Annotated in this window: 17 protein-coding genes and 1 pseudogene; 8 read left to right on the plus strand and 10 right to left on the minus strand. The window is 66.1% G+C overall.

Annotated elements, in window-relative coordinates:
* Positions 1–114: 114 nt before the first annotated feature.
* Positions 115–2,748: an AfsR/SARP family transcriptional regulator gene (locus B9C43_RS06810; RefSeq protein ID WP_200825439.1), complete on the plus strand. Its 2,634-nt coding sequence runs from the start codon at positions 115–117 to the stop codon at positions 2,746–2,748.
* Here B9C43_RS06810 and B9C43_RS06815 read toward each other — a convergent pair.
* The 3 genes from B9C43_RS06815 to B9C43_RS06825 all read right to left on the minus strand — a co-directional run bounded on the left by B9C43_RS06815 (position 2,741) and on the right by B9C43_RS06825 (position 5,119).
* Positions 2,741–3,142, minus strand: coding sequence for a DUF6010 family protein (locus tag B9C43_RS06815; RefSeq protein WP_084425126.1), 402 nt, complete (start codon positions 3,140–3,142; stop codon positions 2,741–2,743). The two genes, B9C43_RS06810 and B9C43_RS06815, sit on opposite strands and share 8 nt — an antisense overlap.
* A gap of 76 nt (positions 3,143–3,218) precedes the next feature.
* Entirely contained in the window at positions 3,219–3,986 is a 768-nt protein-coding gene (locus B9C43_RS06820; RefSeq protein ID WP_235038462.1) for a citryl-CoA lyase, read from the minus strand.
* Positions 3,983–5,119 (minus strand): CaiB/BaiF CoA transferase family protein, encoded by a 1,137-nt coding sequence (locus tag B9C43_RS06825; RefSeq protein WP_084425128.1) that lies wholly within the window; start codon positions 5,117–5,119, stop codon positions 3,983–3,985. Before B9C43_RS06825 ends, B9C43_RS06820 begins: the two co-directional genes overlap by 4 nt.
* 126 nt (positions 5,120–5,245) lie before the next feature.
* Here B9C43_RS06825 and B9C43_RS06830 point away from each other — a divergent pair, with 126 nt between their 5' ends.
* The 4 genes from B9C43_RS06830 to B9C43_RS06845 are packed head-to-tail and all read left to right on the plus strand — an operon-like array spanning position 5,246 to position 8,881.
* A complete protein-coding gene (locus B9C43_RS06830; protein ID WP_033380250.1) occupies positions 5,246–6,109 on the plus strand; it encodes a dioxygenase family protein in 864 nt (287 codons plus the stop codon).
* Complete coding sequence (locus B9C43_RS06835) at positions 6,106–6,597, plus strand: DoxX family protein (protein ID WP_084425129.1); 492 nt, start codon at positions 6,106–6,108, stop codon at positions 6,595–6,597. The genes B9C43_RS06830 and B9C43_RS06835 overlap by 4 nt, the downstream gene beginning before the upstream one ends.
* Before the next feature lie 5 nt (positions 6,598–6,602).
* Positions 6,603–8,039 (plus strand): amidohydrolase family protein, encoded by a 1,437-nt coding sequence (locus B9C43_RS06840; RefSeq protein WP_084425629.1) that lies wholly within the window; start codon positions 6,603–6,605, stop codon positions 8,037–8,039.
* Between the two features lie 44 nt (positions 8,040–8,083).
* Positions 8,084–8,881, plus strand: coding sequence for an IclR family transcriptional regulator domain-containing protein (locus tag B9C43_RS06845; RefSeq protein ID WP_084425130.1), 798 nt, complete (start codon positions 8,084–8,086; stop codon positions 8,879–8,881).
* On the opposite strand, the gene B9C43_RS06850 is transcribed toward B9C43_RS06845, so the two are convergent.
* From B9C43_RS06850 to B9C43_RS06860, 3 genes are read right to left on the minus strand one after another with little or no spacing between them, the layout of a single operon-like run.
* Positions 8,810–10,060 (minus strand): MFS transporter, encoded by a 1,251-nt coding sequence (locus B9C43_RS06850; RefSeq protein WP_084425131.1) that lies wholly within the window; start codon positions 10,058–10,060, stop codon positions 8,810–8,812. The two genes, B9C43_RS06845 and B9C43_RS06850, sit on opposite strands and share 72 nt — an antisense overlap.
* On the minus strand, positions 10,057–11,217 hold the full coding sequence (locus B9C43_RS06855) for an ATP-grasp domain-containing protein (RefSeq protein WP_084425132.1): 1,161 nt from the start codon (positions 11,215–11,217) through the stop codon (positions 10,057–10,059). The genes B9C43_RS06850 and B9C43_RS06855 overlap by 4 nt, the downstream gene beginning before the upstream one ends.
* Positions 11,214–12,341, minus strand: coding sequence for a GNAT family N-acetyltransferase (locus tag B9C43_RS06860; RefSeq protein ID WP_160096379.1), 1,128 nt, complete (start codon positions 12,339–12,341; stop codon positions 11,214–11,216). The genes B9C43_RS06855 and B9C43_RS06860 overlap by 4 nt, the downstream gene beginning before the upstream one ends.
* A 178-nt stretch (positions 12,342–12,519) precedes the next feature.
* On the opposite strand from B9C43_RS06860, the gene trxA reads away from it, so the two are divergent.
* Together trxA and B9C43_RS06870 are read left to right on the plus strand one after the other, a co-directional pair.
* Positions 12,520–12,885, plus strand: coding sequence for a thioredoxin (gene trxA, locus B9C43_RS06865; RefSeq protein ID WP_033380263.1), 366 nt, complete (start codon positions 12,520–12,522; stop codon positions 12,883–12,885).
* A gap of 19 nt (positions 12,886–12,904) precedes the next feature.
* Positions 12,905–13,753: a class I SAM-dependent methyltransferase gene (locus tag B9C43_RS06870; RefSeq protein ID WP_084425134.1), complete on the plus strand. Its 849-nt coding sequence runs from the start codon at positions 12,905–12,907 to the stop codon at positions 13,751–13,753.
* 383 nt (positions 13,754–14,136) lie between these two features.
* Here B9C43_RS06870 and B9C43_RS06875 read toward each other — a convergent pair.
* The 4 genes and pseudogenes from B9C43_RS06875 to B9C43_RS06890 form a co-directional block, all read right to left on the minus strand.
* Positions 14,137–14,891, minus strand: a pseudogene (locus B9C43_RS06875) (serine/threonine-protein kinase).
* A 62-nt stretch (positions 14,892–14,953) separates the two neighbouring features.
* On the minus strand, positions 14,954–15,508 hold the full coding sequence (locus B9C43_RS06880; RefSeq protein ID WP_037260922.1) for a Uma2 family endonuclease: 555 nt from the start codon (positions 15,506–15,508) through the stop codon (positions 14,954–14,956).
* 235 nt (positions 15,509–15,743) lie between these two features.
* Positions 15,744–17,381: a DUF6119 family protein gene (locus B9C43_RS06885; RefSeq protein ID WP_084425135.1), complete on the minus strand. Its 1,638-nt coding sequence runs from the start codon at positions 17,379–17,381 to the stop codon at positions 15,744–15,746.
* A gap of 72 nt (positions 17,382–17,453) precedes the next feature.
* The gene (locus tag B9C43_RS06890) at positions 17,454–18,074 is read right to left on the minus strand and encodes a helix-turn-helix transcriptional regulator (RefSeq protein ID WP_235038463.1); all 621 of its coding nucleotides are present in this window, start codon (positions 18,072–18,074) and stop codon (positions 17,454–17,456) included.
* Between the two features lie 217 nt (positions 18,075–18,291).
* Between B9C43_RS06890 and B9C43_RS06895 the strand changes: the two genes are divergently transcribed.
* On the plus strand, positions 18,292–19,089 hold the full coding sequence (locus B9C43_RS06895; RefSeq protein WP_160096381.1) for an RICIN domain-containing protein: 798 nt from the start codon (positions 18,292–18,294) through the stop codon (positions 19,087–19,089).
* The last annotated feature ends 16 nt before the right edge of the window (positions 19,090–19,105 follow it).

Here is a 19,105-nt window from a genome sequence, read left to right on the forward strand (position 1 = left end):
TGCATTTTCGGGCTTTGTCGTTCAACTGTGTTATCCGCAGCTGAACGACTATTCCCGATTTGCCGCGGCGACCTTGTGCCGCGTGGCGGCGGCGATCATGGGACCCTGACCGCCGTGGGCGTACGGTTCGGGATCCTCGGTCCGGTCAGGATCTGGGTGGACGGCGCCGAGGTGGACATCGGCCCGCCGACGCGAGTGTCATTGTTGAGCCTGTTGCTGGTCAGGGCCGGGCAGCCGGTGACGATGGCCGAGATCGTGGACGCGCTGTGGGGTGACGATCCGCCTCGGACGGCGGTCAACATCGTGCATCGTTCGGTAGGTGCGTTGCGGCGGTTGACCGATCCGAGTCTGCCTGCCAGGGCGGCGGGACGGTTGCTGTTGCCGAGTTCCAGTGGATATCGGCTGGTCGTCACCGCTGACACGCTTGATCTGGTGCGCTTTCGCCAGTTGCGGGCGGCAGGGGCGTTCACGCAGGCGCTCGCGTTGTGGCGCGGGCCAGTCGCCGAGCGCGTCGCTGCGAATGTGCGCGGGCGCCCGGAGTTCGAGGCGGTGACGCACGAATACCTTGCTGTGCTTGGCGAAGCGGTTGACGCCGGTTCGGCGACTGAGGTTCTGCCGCTGCTGCGGCAAGCGGCACAAGAACATCCGCTGAACGAATCGGTGCAGGCCAAGCTGATCGAAGCGTTGGTCGCGACCGGGAAGCACCGGGAAGCCCGCAGCGTCTACGAGACCGTGCGCGACGGCCTGGCTGATTCGCTGGGGGTGGATCCGGGCCCGGAACTGCGTCGCGCGCTCGGGCAACCTCGTATCGTCCCGTCGCAGTTGCCTGCCGATCTGCCTGAGTTCAGCGGGCGCGAAGGAGAAATCGCCAATGTGATGGCTCTGCTCAACGCGCGTACGCCCGGCACGACATGCGTGGCGATTTCGGGAATGGCAGGCGTCGGCAAGACCACTTTGGCCGTCCATTTCGCGCACAGGATAGCCGGACGCTTTCCAGACGGGCTGCTGTACATACATATGCGGGGGTACGGAACCGGAGATGTACTCAGCAGTGATGAGGCTATCGGGATCTTGCTGGAGGCAATAGGCGTCCCGTCGCAGCGCGTGCCGGATGGCCTTGACGCCAGGACGGCGTTGTATCGAAGCATGCTCGCCGGTAAACGGGTTCTTGTTGTCGTTGACGACGCCCGCGACTCTGAACACGCGCGACCGTTGCTGCCCGGAACCGCGGACGCGATGGTGATCGTGACGAGCCGCGACCGGCTGGTCGGCCTGGTCGCCAGAAACGGTGCGCACCCGGTCGTCCTCGGGCTGCCCACCTCGCAGGAAGCCCTGGATCTGTTGGCACGCCTGATCGGCGCCTCGCGTGTCGCCGAGGAACCCGATGCCGCGACGGAGATCGTCCTCCACTGTGGACGTCTTCCGCTTGCGCTCGGTGTCGTTGCGGCGCGTGTGACGGCTTGGCCCAATCTGCGGCTCGCTGACATCGCAGCGCAACTACGCGCCGACCGCTTGACAGCGCTCGACAGCGACGAAGCCGATGTGCGTACGGTCTTCTCATGGTCGTATCACGCGGTCAGCCCAGACGCTGCCCGGATGTACCGGCTGCTTTCGGTGCATCCCGGTGGATACATCACCGGCGCGGCCGCGGCCAGCCTCGCGGGTCTTCCGTTGAGCCGCGCCCACTCCGTGCTCGCGGAACTGTCACGGGCGAACTTGATCAACGAGCGACTCCCGGGCCGGTACGTCTTCCACGAACTCGTCCGCGCGCACGCAGCCGAATTGGTCTCCGAGGAGGAAACAGGGGAGGCACAGGACCGTTTGGTCGGCCACTACCTGTATTCCGCTCGCGCCGCGTCCACGCTTCTGTATGCGTATTGGTACCGGAGCCACCCAGGCCCGCAATCACCCGGCGAAGGCGTGACGGTCATGGGATTTGCCGACAATCAGCAAGCCGAGGCGTGGCTGCGCTCAGAGTTGGCTGTACTGCTGGCCGTCGCCGGACAAACGCGTGGCCGCTTGGCTGCGGCGATCGAGATCTTCCTGGACCGGCAAGGACGCTGGCAGGACCAAGTCACTCTGCAACGTGACGCGTTGGCCACCGCGGACGATGCCCGGGTACGTGCGGGCGCCCACCGTGCGCTCGGCTTCGCCTTGGGGCGCTTGGACGACTTCGGCGCCGCCGACGTCCACCTGGCCGAGGCGTTCGTCCAGTTCGACTCGCTCAAGGACCTGGACGGCGTCGCGATCACCAACCGCTACCAGGCGTTCCTCGCCAACCGGCGATCGAGGTACGACCAGGCGTTGGAGTTCTACGAACACGCACTGGAATGCTACGAGACCACCAGTGACGGGCGGGGCCAGGCGACTGTCCACAACGAAGTCGGATGGACCCACATCCTGGCGGGCGACTACACCAAAGCCCTCAGCGAATGTGAACTCGCGGTGTCGATGCAGGAAGAGCTCGGCAACGCCAACGGTGAAGCGTCCGCTGCGGACAGTGTGGGATACGCGTACCACCACCTCGGTCAGGATCTTGAAGCGATCCGGTGGTACGAACGGGCGTTGCGGATCTACCGCCGGATCAAGGACGTCTCCCTGGAAGCCGACACACTTCGCCACATCGGCCAGGCGTACCAAGCACTTGGCAACGAGCACGAGGCCAACTCCGTGCTGCGTCAAGCGTTGGAGATCCTGGAGGACCTAGGCCACCCGGACGCCGAGCAGGTACGCGCCCAACTCAGCTGAGCTGTTGCTGTCGGCCTTTCGCGAGCGCGAACACCGACGGGCCGCCCGCGAAGCACCAGATGGCGATGACCGGGTCGCAAATGGCACAACCCAGGCTGGAGTCGTGTGCGAAGGGGATGATCGGCGCGCCTTTGATGTGGTGCACGATGTCCCATCCGGTGTGCAGCAGCCATGCGATGCCGATCCAGGTCCAGGATTCGAGGCCACGGAAGGCGCAGTACGTGGCGACGGCCGCGAAGGCGAACTCCCACGGCCCCATGGCGCCTGCGCTGAGGTACGCCGCGCCTGCCCCGGCAACGAAGATGGCGTTGAACCGGCGCCGGTGTGCGTCCGGGATCAGCGAACTCAACGCGACGTAGGCGAGACCGATGAGGATAGGGGCGACGACAGTCATGCCGGTAACCCTAGAAAGGCCACTCAGGACCCGACATGGCGTTTCTCGCCAGATGCCAACGGAATTCCGCCAAGCCCTACTGCGGCGCGACGTAACGGGCGTTGCGGTCGACGCTCTGGTAGATGTCCCCGGCGATGGGCTGGCGCAGCTCCTCAGCAAGGTGCCCGAGAAGCCCGGCAGTACGGGCAAGCAACGCGAAGCCCCGGAGCAGCTCCACCGGCAAGCCGAGATCGGCAAGCGCGGCACCGCACACCCCGGCGCCGTTCAAGGGCAGAGCCCGGCCCAGAACCTCCGGTGCGACCCGCCCGATGGCCTCGAACAACGCCAGATGCGGCCCGTAAACAGCCTCCTCCTGGGCGATCCGGATGATCACCGGCGTTCTCGGGTCCTGCTGCTTGTGCACCGGATGTCCAAGCCCGGGCACGAACTTCCCAGTACGCGAGGCGATAGCCACTCGAGCCAAAGCGTCCCAGTCGTCATCCGTGGCAGGCGTGGGGTTCGCCTTGAGAACGTCCGCCAGGAACCGGCCGGTGTCCTCGGTGACGCCGAGAAACCGTGATCCGCCGCCGAGCAGGCCCGCGGCAAGCGCGCCCTGGATCGACTCCGGCGCCGACAGCAGGGTCATCCGGGCCGCGATCGCGGTCGGCGTGAAGCCGTGGTCAGCCAGCGCCACCAACACCGCCTCGAACAGCTTGGCCTCGCCTGCGCTGGGCCTGCGCTGGGTCACCAGCCAGAACGCCAGCTCGCCGAAACCCACCTTGCCCATCAGGTCCTCGGTCAGGTTCTGGCCGAGAAGGCTGATCGTGGTCGCGTCCGACGTGCCGATCGAGGTCGGGTAGGTCATCTGGTCGTCTCCTTGAGCCATGCGCGGATCTGTGAACCGTGTTCGTCCAGACCGGGTGGTGGCAGGTCATGGCGAGTCCTGGTGGCACTGAACGTAATCGGATTGCGGATCATCGGCAGCTCGTCGACCGTGATCACCGGATCGAGCCCGAGTTCCTCGGCCAGTGCCACGCCACCGTCGACGTGGTTGATCGGGCCACAGGGGACACCCGCGGCGGTCAGGCGCTTGAACCACTCGTCCGCCGGGCGCTCACGGAGTTTCGAGACCAGCAACGGCCGCAACGCGGCCCGGTTGTGTGTCCGCGCTTCGTTCGTGGCGAACCGTGGATCGTCAAGCAGCTCCGGCAAATCCAGCTCGTGGCACAGTTTCCGGAACTGGCCGTCGTTCCCGGCGATCACGATCAGGTCCTTGTCCGCGGTCGGCAACGGCTCGTAGGGAAACAGGCTGGGATGGGCGTTTCCCATGCGATGCGGCACGACGCCGCCGGACACGTAGGCCGACGTGTGGTTCACGAGAGCTGACAGCGCCGACGACAAGAGGTTGACCTCGACGTGCTGTCCCGCGCCCGTGGCGTTGCGGTGGTTGAGGGCCGCCAAGATGCCGATGGCCGCGTGCATCCCTGTCATCACGTCGAACACGGATATGCCCGCCCGATACGGCGGCCCGTCCGCGTCCCCGGTCAGGCTCATCAGACCCGAGGCTGCCTGAACAAGCAGGTCATAGCCGGGTAAGGACGCTCCCGCGCCGCTGCCGAACCCGCTGATCGACGCGTAGATCAGGGCCGGGTTGCGCTTGCTGACGGTCTGGTAGTCCAGGCCGAATCGCCGCAGCCCGCCGGGCTTGAAGTTCTCGATCATGATGTCCGCGCGGGCGGCGAGCTCCTTCGCCAGGCGGAGGTCCTCCTCGGCGCCGAAGTCCAGGGCGATCGAGCGCTTGTTCCGGTTGATCCCCAGGTAGTACGTGGACACGCCGTCGCGTGCGGGCGGTACCCAGGTCCGGGTGTCGTCCCCGCTGGGCGACTCCACCTTGATGACCTCGGCACCGAGGTCGGCCAGCAGCATCGTGGCGTACGGGCCTGCCAGGATCCGGGAGAAATCCGCGATCAGCAGTCCGTCGAGCGGGCCATGGTGCATCGCTTCCTCCTCGGACGAGTGTCCGTCTATCGTACGACCGGTACAGCGTAACTCGCTCTTGCCTCACGGTGCGCCTGAGGACCACAATGTTCGCGTGCCGGACCACTGTCCGAAACGAGGAGATCGATGGCTTTCGTCAACGAGGACAACATCACTGATCTCGCGGTCCAGCGTTGGGCCACGGCACATGAGCCACGCACGGCCGAGCTGATCACGGCCCTCGTGCGGCACCTGCACGACTTCGCCCGCGAGGTCCGGCTGACCGAGCAGGAATGGGCGGCGGCGATGAGCTGGCTGGCCGCGACCGGCCGGATCACCGACGACAAGCGGCAGGAGTTCATCCTGGCGTCCGATGTGCTGGGGCTGAGCACGTTGGTGGTCCAGCTGAACAACCGCTTCGGCGAGAAGGCGACGCCTGCCACCGTGCTCGGGCCGTTCCACATCGACGGGTCCCCGCCTGCGCAGTTCGGCCATGACATGTCCGACGGAATCGCCGGAACCCCCTTGTTCGTCACCGGCACAGTGACCGACACCGGCGGAAACCCGCTGCCAGGAGCTGTGTTGGACGTCTGGCAGGCAGACGCGGACGGCGCGTACGAAGCCCAGCTGCCCGACATCGACGAAGCCCGGCTGCGCGCGAAATACCGCACCAGGCAGGACGGCAGCTACTGCGTGCGCACGATCGCGCCGCGCGGCTACGCGATCCCGATGGACGGCCCGGTCGGCGCGTTGATCAACCAGACCGACATCAGCTACTTCCGGCCGGCGCACATCCACTTCCTGATCGACGAACCCGGGCACCGCAAGCTGATCACGCACCTGTTCCAGGAAGGCTCCGACTACCTGGACACCGACGTCGTCTTCGGCACCAAGGACGCGCTGGTGATCCCGTTCGCCGAGAAACCGGCCGGGCCGACACCCGACGGCGGCCACCTGGACCGGCCCTACCTGCATGCGACTTTCGACTTCGTGCTCGAGCCGACACCATGAGCCTCGCACTGTTGCTGCTGCGCCTGTTGCTCGCCGGTCTGCTGGTCGGGCACAGCCTGCAGAAACTGCGGGGCTGGTTCGGCGGCCTCGGCCCGAGGGGGCACGGGCAGATCTTCGAGGAGTGGGGGTTCGTGCCGGGTGTGCGCATGGCCGTGCTCGCCGGGTCGCTGGAACTGCTTGGTGCGGCGTCGATCGCGGCAGGTTTCCTCACGCCCGGAGGCTGCGCGGTCGTGATCGGCACGATGGCGGTCGCCGCGGCTGCCACTGTCCACAACGGATTCTGGGCGAACAAGGGCGGCTGCGAGGTGCCGTTCGTCTACGGCGCGTTGGCCGCCGTGATCGGGTTCAGCGGGCCGGGGGAGTGGTCACTGGACCAGGTTCTGGGTCTGTCGTGGAACTTCTGGTGGGGTGTGGCGGCGCTCCTGGCCGGACTCGTCGCCGCGGTGCCCCCGATCGTCTTGCGCTTGCGAGTACTCACATCGAGGTGACTGAGATGCAACCTGGCCGACCGATCCTGTTCCGCAACGGCACAGTCCTGTCCATGGATTCCGCGATCGGCGTCATCGAAGGCGGTGACGTGCTGGTCAGGGGACAGCAGATCGAACAGGTCGGCCGCGACCTGCCCGCCCCGGACGACGCCGAGGTCATCGACGCGACCGGCGGGATCCTGATGCCCGGCATGATCGACACACACCGGCACATGTGGCAGACGGCCATGCGGGGCTTCGGCGCGGACTGGACCCTGACGCAGTACTTCGTGTTCTACTACCTCAACTGGGGCAAGATCTTCCGGCCGGAGGACATCTACGCGGGCAACCTCCTGTCGGCGATCGAATCGCTGGACGCGGGCGTCACCACGACCGTGGACTGGTCACACGGCCTGCGCACGCCGGAACACGGCGACGCCGCGGTCGAAGCCCTCCGCACGGTCCCCGGGAGGTTCGTGCTCGCGTACGGCAATCTGCTCGGTGCGCCATGGGAGTGGTCGAACTCGCCGGAGTTCCGCTCCTTTGTGGACCGCAACTCCTGGGACGACATGCTCGGCCTGCAGATGGCCTTCGACGTCACGGGCGACGCGGCGTTCCCGGAGAAGGGCGCCTTCGAGGCCGCGCGTGAGCTTGACCTTCGAGTCACCACGCACGCCGGGGTCTGGGGCGCGACCACTGACGACAGCATCGCGTTGATGTGGGACAACGGCTTCATGACCCCGAAGGTCACCTACGTGCACGCCAGCACGCTCAGCCCGGACTCGTACCACCGGATCGCCGCGTCCGGCGGCTCGGTGTCCATCGCGACGGAAAGCGAACAGAGTGCGGGCCAGGGCTATCCGACCAGTTGGCAGCTGCGGAAGTACGGCATCCCGGCGTCGCTGTCGATGGACACGAGCGTGTGGTGGAGCGGTGACCTGTTCTCGGCGATGCGTGCGACGCTGTCGGCGGACCGGTCCCGTGAACACCTCGAAGCACAGAACGCGGGTGAAACCGTGGTGCACAACAGCCTTCGAGCCGAACAGGTCGTGGAGTGGGCCACCATGGGCGGCGCGCGCACGCTCGGCCTCGAGGACGTCATCGGCTCGCTCACGCCCGGCAAGAAGGCCGACGTCGTGCTGATCAAGAACGACCGTTCGCCGGTGATGTTCCCGATCCTGCACCCGTACGGTCACGTCGTGTTCCAGGCTGGCCGTGGTGACGTGCACACGGTGCTGGTGAACGGGAAAGTCGTGAAGCACCAGCACGAACTGGTCGGGATCGACCTGGCCAAGGCACGCAGTGCGGTCACGGCCACCGTCGAGTTCGCCCGGCGCGAGATGGGCGGGCAGGAGTGGAACGCGTGCATGAACCCGGAGATCCCGGCGACGGACGTGATCGCCAACCCGTACACCTACACCGACTACAAGGGACAGGGCGTTGCCGTGCGCAGCGACTCCTGATGGGTACCCTGACCATCCGTAAGGCAGCGGCGTGAGGAGAGCGGATGCGACGGGACACGAGCCCTGACTTCATCGAGGCCCTCGCGCGGGGCCTCGATGTGGTCCGCGGGTTCGAACCGGGCAAGCCGACCATGACGCTCAGCGAGGTCGCGGCCAAAGCCGACCTGGCCAGGCCGACCGCCCGGCGCATCCTGATCACTCTCGAGGCCTTGGGGTACGTCCGCAGCGACGAGACTGGCTTCTCACTGACCCCGCGCGTGCTCGAACTGGGTATGGCGTACATCGGCTCGCGCACGCTGTGGGAGCTGGCCGAGCCGCATCTGCGTGACCTCGTCGCGCGGACCAATGAGTCGTGCTCGATCGCGCAGCTCGACGGCTCGGACATTGTCTACGTCGCCCGCGTCGCGGTCCCGAAGCTGGTGACGTTGTCGGTGACCATCGGCACGCGCTTCCCCGCGGTTCAGACCTCGCTGGGCAAGGTCCTGCTCGCCGCGCTGAACGCCGACGAGCTCTCCGAGGTGCTCGCAACGCCCAGCCGGTCGGGCATCGTTCCACGTTGGATACCGGAGCGGGACGAACTCGACGAGGTGCTACGGGACGTGCGAGCCAAGGGCTGGGCGGCGACGGACCAGGAGCTGGCCCTGGGCATCCGTTCGGTCGCCGCACCGATCCGCAACGGCGAAGGCCGCACGATCGCGGCCGTGAACGTCAACGCGCACGCCGCCGAGACGTCGATCGAGCACCTCGTCGAGCATCATCTGCCGCCGTTGCTACGCACTGCTGGTGCTATCAGCGCGGACTGGGCTGCGTGGGAGGCTCGGCCCATCGCCGTCCGCGCGTGAGGTCAGCCGGATCGCGTGGGGCGTGAGCAACCCAGCGACCAGCAGCAAGGCACCGTACGCCAACCAACCGCCCCACCCACCGTCGATACATAAGGCGATGAGCACAGCCGGCGCCACTGCACGCGACGCGGCGGCGCCCAAGTCGAACAGGCCTTGGTACTGGCCAGCCGCATGTGCGGGCGCGAGGCTGTGTGCGAGTTCGAAGCCCGCTGCCGCCTGCCAGAGCTCACCGACTGTGTAGATCACTATGGCGACGATGATCAGTGCTGCCGCGGCCCACGCGGTATCCTGTGCCGAGACAGCGAACAGCAAGGCGGAAGCCAGAAACGCCACACCGGCACGGCGCATGGACCGCCCTGCGGACACCGGATCGACCACGGGCGCGCTCGCCCTGACCTGAAACCGGACCACGACGACGGTGTTGATCACGACGGATGCCGCGGCCAGCCAAGGCGGTGCGTTCGTTGCTGTCGTGATCCACAACGGCACCACGACAGACAACACGGCCACCTGCAAGCTCATAACCGCGTACAACCCGACGACCACCCCGAACCGCCAGTCCCGCAGCACAGGCAGCCGCCGACCGCCGCGTGGCAACGTGACCGGAGGGTAGTGCGGCAACCGGGTGAGCATCGCTGCCGCGACAAGGAAAGTCACGCTGTTCGCGACCAGGACCGCAAGGTAGGCAGGGGACGAGTCGGCAAGGAGTGCCAATGCCGCCAGCCCGCCACCAACGGCCATCCCAAGGTTGGCGACCGCTCGTGCTTGCGCTCGCAGACGGGTCTGACGTGCTCCACCTATACGGCCGACGATGACGTTGCGGACCGTGCGGCTGGACTGTTCGCCCGTCAACACGATGGCCGAGACCACGGCCAGTTGCCACGGCGAGCGTACGAAGATCAGCCCAGCCATCGCGATCGATTCCACCACGCACAGGATGATCGCCAACCTGCGGGGTCCACATCGGTCGGACAAGTAGCCCAACGGACTGCTGGCGGCTAGCGCGGCGACGCCACCGACGCCCAGCATCGCACCGACTGTGGTGGCGTCGAAGCCGACGGCTCGGGTGAAGAACAGCACGCCTGCGGCCAGGTAAGCGCCGGTCCCGATCGAGTTGACCAGCAGGGTGCCCACGACGATCCGGCCGGGGCCGCGATCAGGGATCAGATCGGCGATCATGACAACTCGTCGAGGCGGCGGACCTGGTCGGCGAGTTCCTCCTCGTCGGCGACGCGCAGGTACACAGTGGCCGGAGTGAAGCTGAGGCTGCGCCGGGCAGGCACGATGTCACCTGGGCGCAGGTGAGTTTCGACCGTCAGGACTGATTCCATCGCCTCGAGCATGGCCGTGTCGACCGCGTCGATGTAGGGGCCTGTCCGCACCGGCAGTTGGTAGTACGCGCATATCCCGGGGCGAGGTCCGACAGGCAGTTCGGGATCCATCCCCAGCGACAGCAGCAGCCACTCTCGCCACAAGTCAATGCCGTACTGGTGGTAGACGTTCTGCGTGATGCCACCGCCGCCCATCCGGCAGGTGATCTCACCAATGACCATGCCTTGGGGCGTGTCGAGCACCTCGATGTGGGTCACGCCCGAGTCCAGGCCCAGTGCCTGCACCGCCTCGTCATGCAGCCTCGCGACCTGCGCGCGGGCCGGATGCTCGGGCGGCAGACAGTACGAACCGCTGAGCCCGGGCTGCTCCCGGCGGCGCAGAATCGGCTGGAGATAACGGCTTACCGCCGTGAACCGGACCTTTCCGCTGTGCACAACGCCTTCGCAGTGGTACTCGGCGGTCACATCCAGGAGCTTTTCGATCACCAGCGGACCGGGCGGCACGGTGGTCAGATCGTCGGGACCGTGTACCGGAAAGACGTCGATGCACCCGGCACCGACCGCGGGTTTGACCACCAACGGCCAGCCGAATTCGGCTGCCGCGGTGGCGATGTCGTCGCGTGTGTATCCGATGTGGAACGGCGCGACAGGCAGACCGGCGGCGGCGAGCACGGATTTCATGACGTTCTTGTGCGTGAAGCGGGTGGTTGTGGAGAAGTCGATACCTGGCAGGCCGAGCACATCGCGGAGATAACCCGCTGCGGGCAACGTGTACTCGAACGGCGTGATCACGTGGTCGATCCGCCGGCGACCCAACACCGCCAGTGCTCCATCGCGCGCTCGCACAGGATCGCGTGTGTTGGACACCAGCTCCACGTCGACGCTCGCGTCGTACCGATGGGCGTGTTCGGGCTCCACGAGAACCGACAAGTGTTCGATTTCCGGCGCTTTGCGGATCCGGTCGGGTAACCGGTGCGGGATCGCGTGCAACAACAGGACGTTCATGGCCTCAGCTCCGCAGTGATCCGCTCGTGGTCGCGGCGGACACGTTCGGTGAAAGTGGTGGCTTCGCTCGTGGACATGTCCGCGGTGATGGCCGCGATGCTGTCAATCAGACTCCGCGCGGGGACCGATCGGGAAGTGATCGCCCACAACGGACGGGCATAGGCACCGCGGGAACACTTCGCCTGGCCTGCGGTCAGTCCAAGGTGGAGTGTCCGGATGCCGTGCTCGTAGCAGTGCCGGAGATTCTGATGCACGGACAGTTGTGCGTACTCGCCGACACCGTGCAGACGCGGGTAGTCGAAACCGACTGCACGGGAGTACAACGTGTCGCCCCAACGCAATGCGATCGCGCACGCGATAACAGTGTCGTTGTCGAAACACGCGAAGCAGACCGCATGTTGACCGAGGTATTGGGCGTGGCTGCGCAGGTACTGCGTCATGCCCGGGACGGTTCGGTTGTTGCCGTACTTGGTGGCCACGTTGACGATCAATGCGGCCAGTTCCGTGGCGCTTTCCTCGATGTCGACCTGTCGGATGACCAATGAGCTCGCGTCGAAGGCACGTGCCTCGTAACGGAAGTTCTGCCGCCTGCCTCGCGTGGCGAGTGCGGCGATATGGTCGTCCATTGTGGATCCGCATACGTCGATCACGTAGTCCGCGGCGACAAGGTGAGCCTGCCCGCTCGCACCCGTGTGCCGTGCGGTCTTGGCGACTTGTACCGCGGAGTCGACCGGAAGGTAAGGCCACCACCAACTTTCGGCTCGCAGCCGGTCCGTTGCAGCCTGCATCAACGCAGCGAGCTCGGCCGTCACATCGATACCGGACAAACCGGGCTCGGCGAGCACTCCGGACAGATAGCCGCTACGACCGCCGAACGTCAGCATCGCGGAGGGGGCACCGTGGAACACGCGCGCCGGAAGGTACCGGGGATGGCAGCGGGCGTTCGTCCGATGCGCCGACAGCGCGACGCGCGGACTGCCGTCCACTGCTCCGATCAGGTACAACCCGTCGGCCACGCCGTCGTTGTCGACGAAATCAAGCCACCCGGCCGAGAGGTACACCGGATGTGACCGTGCCAGCCGATCCCATCCGCCGTAGTCGCGGGCCGAGCGTGAAACGATCATGTGCATCCGCACCTCTGCGTGTCCCAGTCCCCGGCGCACGATGTCAGCGCGGACTTGCGGAATTCTTGTAGGGACCTTCGGCGGTGAGGGCAGCTTTTCGACCAGGCGCCGATGCCTGAGGAACAACGCAGGCCACGGCTGTGTTGAGTAGGTGAGATCCGAGCAGAAGGAGATCGCGGTGGCGACCGTGGAACTGACCGAGGAGAACTTCAACGAGGTCGTGAGCGCGCCGGGAACGGTGCTCGTCGACTTCTGGGCGTCGTGGTGTGGCCCGTGCCGCATGTTCGCCCCGGTGTACGAGCGGGCGTCTGAGGAACACGACGACATCACGTTCGGCACGGTCGACACGGAGGCGCAGGTCGCGCTGGCCCAGGCGTTCGGGATCTCGTCGATCCCGACCTTGATGGCAGTGCGCGACGGCGTTGTCGTCTACGCGCAGCCGGGTGCTCTGCCCGCGCCCGCCTTGGAAGAGCTGATCAGCAAGGTCCAGGAACTCGACATGGCCGAGGTCCGGGCCTCGATCGACCAGCAGGAGCAGGCGTAATCGGTCTAGGTTGAGAGGCGTGATCGTTGTCGACGCCTTGACGGCCCTTGCCGACGGAAGCCCCGACCTGGCCAGAGATGTGCTCACGCGGCCGTCGCCTGAGCATCCGAAGTTGCAGGACGCCCTCGCCAAGTACCTGGACGGCGAGGCGTCGCGCTCGGTCTACGACCAGCCAGCCGCCTTCGAGGCGTTCATCAACCTCGGCGACAACGTTCCGCTGTACAAGGCGACCAGTGCCGCTTTGGCCGCGCTGTACCGCGAGCACGAGGTCACCAGCCTGCTCGACATCGGCTGCGGCGACGGGATGGCTCTGGTCCCCGCGCTGGCCGAGACCTCGGTCGGCCAGGTCACTCTGGTGGAGCCGTCGCAGGCATTGCTGCAGGCCGCGGTCGCCAAGCTCAACCGGCCCGTCACCCAGGTGCCGGCCACGCTCGGCGAATTCGTCGACGGCCTCGACGCGCACTTCGATCTCGCCGAATCGACCTTCGCGATGCACACCATGCCGCACCAGGAACGCTCGACGGTTCTCGCCGCGCTTCGGCCACACGTCGGCCGGATCGCGATCGTCGAGTTCGACGTGCCCGAGCATGAAGGAACCGACTGGCTGAGGTTCCTCGCCGACACCTACGAACGCGGAGTGTCCCAATTCGACAGTGACCTCGTCTCCCAGGGCTTCCTGATGCCGGTCCTCGTCGGGCAGCTCGTGCCCGGCGCGGTCCGCAGCACGTGGGAGCAGCCGGCGAAGGCATGGGTGGACCAATTCACTGCCTGCGGGTATGAGGACGTACGCGCCGAACCCTTGTCGGGCTACTGGTGGTCACCGGCGTTCCTGCTGACAGCTGCCGGGCAGACGTCACGGTCCAGGTAGTCGTGTGGCGGCGGCGCGGGCGAGCTTGGTGACGTCCGCGCAGAGATCCTGCGGCGTCTGGGTGCCTTTCAGCGTGTAGAAGATCTCCACGACCTCGACCCAGTCCGAGTGCGGCCCTGGGTACTGCCGATACTTGACCTTGCCCTGACACGCGTCCTTCCAGCCACCTTGGCCGATCTGGACGACGAACTCGCGCGAGTCGAAGTGCAGGGGCGGGGAACCGTCACGGTGGTCGAACGGTACCTGCTCCCGGTCGTACAGCAGGGCGATCTCCTTGTCACATCGCGAAGATCACCCCGCCGACGAGCACGAGGGCGGTACCAGCCGCTGTGATCGCGCGTGCGCGGCGGCTCATGCGCTTCGGCCGCTTCGGTTTTACTGGGTCACCGGCCAGGAGTTGCTTGGTCTCGGCCGCCGTCGGCCGGTCCTCCGGGTTGCGGCGCATGAGCGAGCACCGGCGCCAGCCTTCCGGCTTTGCGCGCGGGTCTGAGCTCGAACTTCGCGGCGCGTCGCAATTGGACGTACGGCCCGGCGTCACCACTCCACGGCGACACGCCCTCGATCGCAGCGAAAAGCGTGGCGCCCAAGGAGAACACGTCCGACGCGGCGCCGGCCTCGTGGCCGTCGGCGACTTCCGGCGCCAGGTAACCCGGCGTGCCCGCGGCGAAGCTGTCGCCGGTCAAGGTCACTTCGGACCATCGCGCGATGCCCAGATCGGTCAGCTTCGCCGTATCGTCCTCGGCGACCAAGACGTTGCCTGGCTTGAGATCATGTCGCGGGCGTGCATGGCAGCCAGCGCGTCGGCGAGTTGAGCGCCGATCCTGGCCACCCGGGCGGGCGGCAGAACTCCCTGCGTGGCAAGGATCTCGGCAAGACTGCGGGACGGCATGTGCTCCATCACCAGCCAGCGGTCGTCACCGTCCATGACCACGTCGAACACGGCGATCACGTTCGGGTGCTGCAATCCCGCGCCAATGCGGGCTTCGCGGCGGATCTGCCCGTTGTCGCCGTTGTGCGACCGCTTCACGGCCACCTGGCGACCTAACTCGTCGTCGTTGGCGAGCCAGACCTCACCCATTCCACCGGCGCCGAGACGGTGCACGAGCCGATACCGCCCGGCGATCACCCGATCAGGCATTCACAGAAGTGTATTGGTTGAACCTTCTCCTCGTGCCGGGGCGAACAGATCCAGCCATGATTTCAGTAGGGCGTCACCAGGTCTTCGGGTACCAACGTCACCGTGTACGGCTCGGTGAGGTGGATCGGATCCGTGCCGCGCGCCTCGGCGGCGAGCGTGTAACCGCCGTTGCGCAAGGCATAGCAGGAGATGCTGGGCTCGCGGGGGTCGATCAGCCAGTAGTACGGGCAGCCCGCTGTGGCCAGCCGGGCCGGTTTGAGGAAACGGTCGATGTGCTCGCTCGACGGCGACATCACCTCGACCACCAGTTCCGGGGCGCCGATCAGGGCACGTTCGGTGAACGCCTCTCGTCGGCCGACCACGACGTCCGGGATCAGCACGGTGTCGTCGGTGATCCACACGTCCACGGGTGCGGGCAGCGCCTCGCAGCCCGCTGGGCACACTTTCGCCAACGCCGCCAACACGCGAGCGACCGCTCGCTGGTGCAACGGACGCGGTGACGGGCTCATGATCAGAGTTCCGTCGACTAGTTCGTAACGATGACGTTCATCGGTGATCGACTCCAGATCCCGGCGGGTGAGGGGGTCATCGTGGGAGAACGCCGGTAGTGCCTCCATGCTGCCCTCACGGTGTCGGGAAACGGGAGCGGTCGTGGCCAGCCTAGACATTCACCCGGTGTATCGCGAATGGTGCCCGTTCACCGATTCGACCCGGGCGGCCGATTTCCCCGGGTCTTCAGACTGTGCCGCCTTCACCCCATGAAATCGCCGGGCGTCCCCGTGACACTGGTGGCGTAATCTTGCCACGGTGCTACGCCATACGGGGGAATTGGCAGATTTATTCTCGTCGCCATCAGGGGATAACGTAGACGTACACGGGGATTCCATATGTTGTCAGCGTCACCCACGCGGACACCAGGGCCGACCGTGCGAACGTGAACAAAGTATCCGGAGTCAGCAGCCGATCCGACCGGTGAATCGCGTACACGATTGCCGACGGCCGATGCCCGAGCCGGGCCGCTCTTTCCGGCGACCGGTTGGCGACAAGCGTCGTGAAGTCCTGCCAGGCTCGCGGGTCGGTCAGTGTTTCGGCGGCGACGACTCCCTGGGCGAACAAATGGCTCAGCGGGGACGAGCCCGTCCGCGAGCTGGTGCGTTTGACATGCACCAACTCGTTGCCGGGGCCCAGCAGATCGCATGCCTCGAAACCACGCCGATGAGCTCTGGTGAACACCAGGTTCTTGTCCAGCAAAAGAAATCTTGGGTCCGTGCGAGCGACATGCCGGTTGTAGGTGTCCTCATTCGGCATACGGGTGTCGTCCCACGCGGGCAGCTCCCAATTCGGGGTGTGCGCGAATGCCCGTTTGGTCACGGCTTGGACATGCCGGATATATTCGTCGCCCAATTCGTACCAGTCGCCGTCGAGCAACACGCAGCGTGTTTCCTCGTGTTCGACCTCGGCGGCGATCCAATGCAGCGCTGGGAGGTCACCGCCGACGGTCTGTCCTTGCTCGTCGTAACCGGCGATCCGCCCGGTCCGCAATGCGTCCAACCGTCCGGTGGACAACGGGTCCAGCAACGGCCGGGTGAGGTCGGCCAGCGTCAGATCGGGAGTGTCGATCTCGGTTCCGTTGATCCGTCCGCGGAAATGATCGACAGGAGGTCCTTCGTGATACCGCGCCGGATACGCGATGCCCACTTCGCCGTCGCCGACGCCGGACAGCAGGTCGAGAACGGCTCGCTCGAGGGCCGCGCGGCGGTCGTCGCGCGAGGAGATGCGCCGGACCCACGTCAGCGGTTGCAGACGCGGATCGACGGTGTTGTCACGCAGGACTCGGGTGATCTCGGCCAGATCGGCGGCCATTCCCTCGCCGTCACTGCTCAACGGCATCCGGACACCGTCGCCGAACTCCAGGCGTAGCCGGAAGTTGTTGCGGTTACGCATCTTGCGCACGTGTGACAGCTCAACTGGCACTTCGGCACGGACGTACCCGGTCAGTTGCCGGACGAGTTCGGCGTGCTCGCGCAGGCCGAACGCCCACAGTCCTTGGCCGCCGGGAACCGAACTGCGGTCCACACGGGACTTCGCGCTCAACGCCCACCGGGTGATCTGCCGGATCTCGTCGGGGTCCAGGACACGGACCGCGAACTGCAGCCCGAAGTCACGGTCGATCCGGCTTTCCCGGATCAGCCGCCATCCTTGGCCGAACGTCACGGCGTACACCTCGGTACCGCAGCGGATGAACAGCGCGGCGGATGCGGTTCTGGTGCGGAAGTCGATGTCCACACTGGTGAGGCTGCGGACCATGCCGCCCCACTCGGCCGGATCGTCCTCGGGCAGGCCCGCGACCAACAGCGCGGGCAGACCGCCGACAACGACTCGAAGGGTGATGAACTCGTGGTCGTCATGGATCGCGCGGTCCGAGCGCATCGCGTACAGGTCTTCGCCCGGGCGCAAGCGGTACAAGCTGACACGTCTGGTGAGATCCACGGCGCTCACCTCTCGAAGCCACCACAAGCATGCGCCGCGTAGGTGACACCTAAGTGGATCGGACGGCCAACATCAACCAACAGCAGGTGAAAACTCCGACATGCTCCACTGTGGATAGTTGAACCAGCCGCGGTCGGCGGCCTTGGCGCCAGCCTGGAACCGGCTGCGCGCGCCGAGCCGCGCCATGATCTCGGCGACGGTCCGGCGGACCGTGCGGACCGAGACCTGAAGCCGTGTGGCGGCCGACTCGTCGGTGTGGCCTTCCCACAGCAGAGCCAGGACTTCACGCTGCCGCGTGGTCAGTTCGGAAGACTCCGGCAGGTCTGAATCGAACAACGGGACCGCACGCGGCCAGATCTGCTCGAACAACTCAAGCGTCGTAGTGACGACCGCGGGCAGACGGAACACCGCCAGCCTCTCGTGCTCGGCGGGAACCATCGCGGTTCGACCGTCGACCACCAACGCGTCGGACGGCACGTGCGGCACGGTCCGCACCACAGCAGCGGAAAGTGACAGCGCGCCCAAAACAGGGGTGACTCTGGCCGTGTCGGGCACGAGGACCCGATATCGCACGCCAGGCCGGACGTGGTTCGCCAGCCGGGCGGTACTGATCGGGTCGGATCTGCCTTGCGAGAAGCTGCTCATCACGACGACCTCGGTAGTGGCCGCGGCAAGCAGCGTGCCGATGTTCACTCGGGGACCTCCGATCGCACAGTGACGTCCGCGACCCCGATTTGACGCCATGGCCGCGGGGAGGTCTCCCGAAAGCCGCTCCCTGTCTCCCGGAATGGGGATCTTCAGCCGTTCGAATGAATGCTGGCAGCGAGTGCGGTATGCGGGCAACGCCGACGGACAGCTGTGCGACAGGCATTGCATGAGTCGGTTGTGGGTGGTTCGGGGTGTGGTTGCCGTGTCCGTCCTTGCTGGTTGTACGGAGGGCACGGTCGGGGTTCAGCCTGTCGGGCTGCCCGTGGAGTTCTCGATCAACAGCAACGGGGAGATCGCGGTTTCGCAGTCCAGGCAGATCGTGACTCCGCTGGGCACTTTCACGTTCGAGGTGGCGGCCAAGAAGTCACTCGTGGGGTCGTCGTCGATGACCATGCTGGCGATCAACCATTACGTGGGCAATGAACTCGTGCAGAGCAGGTATTCGCTGGATGTCGAGAGCGAAGTGCTCAAGGTGTGCATATCGGGGCAAGCGGAAGTCTCACCCAACTTGCAGGATCACGCCGTGGTGGTGAGCGCGATCGATCCGGCGACCCGGATCACTGTCGTGGACCTGGGTACGCGGTGTTCGTCGAGTCCGGCGGAGTACGTGCTGAAAGTGCAGCACAGCGGGAAGTGCCTCGACATCCCCTTCGCGGATCCCGCCGATCAGGTGAAACTCCAGCAATACACCTGTCATGGGGCGCCCAACCAGCGATGGCTGTTGCAGCAGACGAGTGACGGCTACTACCGGATCAAGTCGGTGTCCACCGGCAAGTGCCTGGACATCCCGTCGGGGAGCAAGGCCGACGGTGTGGTCGTGCAGCAGTTCGCGTGCCATGAGGGACCGAACCAGCAGTGGAGCATCTGGCCCAGTGGCATCGTGGCAAGAAATAGCGGCAAGTGCTTGGACATCCGAGCCGGTGCGATGGGCGATCACGGCGTGGCGCAGCAGTTTTCGTGTCACGGCGGGCCGAACCAGCGCTGGAGCTTGAACGGGTAGCGGCTCGGGCGTGATG

The sequence above is a fragment of the Kibdelosporangium aridum genome (assembly GCF_900176515.1).
Lineage (GTDB): Bacteria > Actinomycetota > Actinomycetes > Mycobacteriales > Pseudonocardiaceae > Kibdelosporangium > Kibdelosporangium aridum.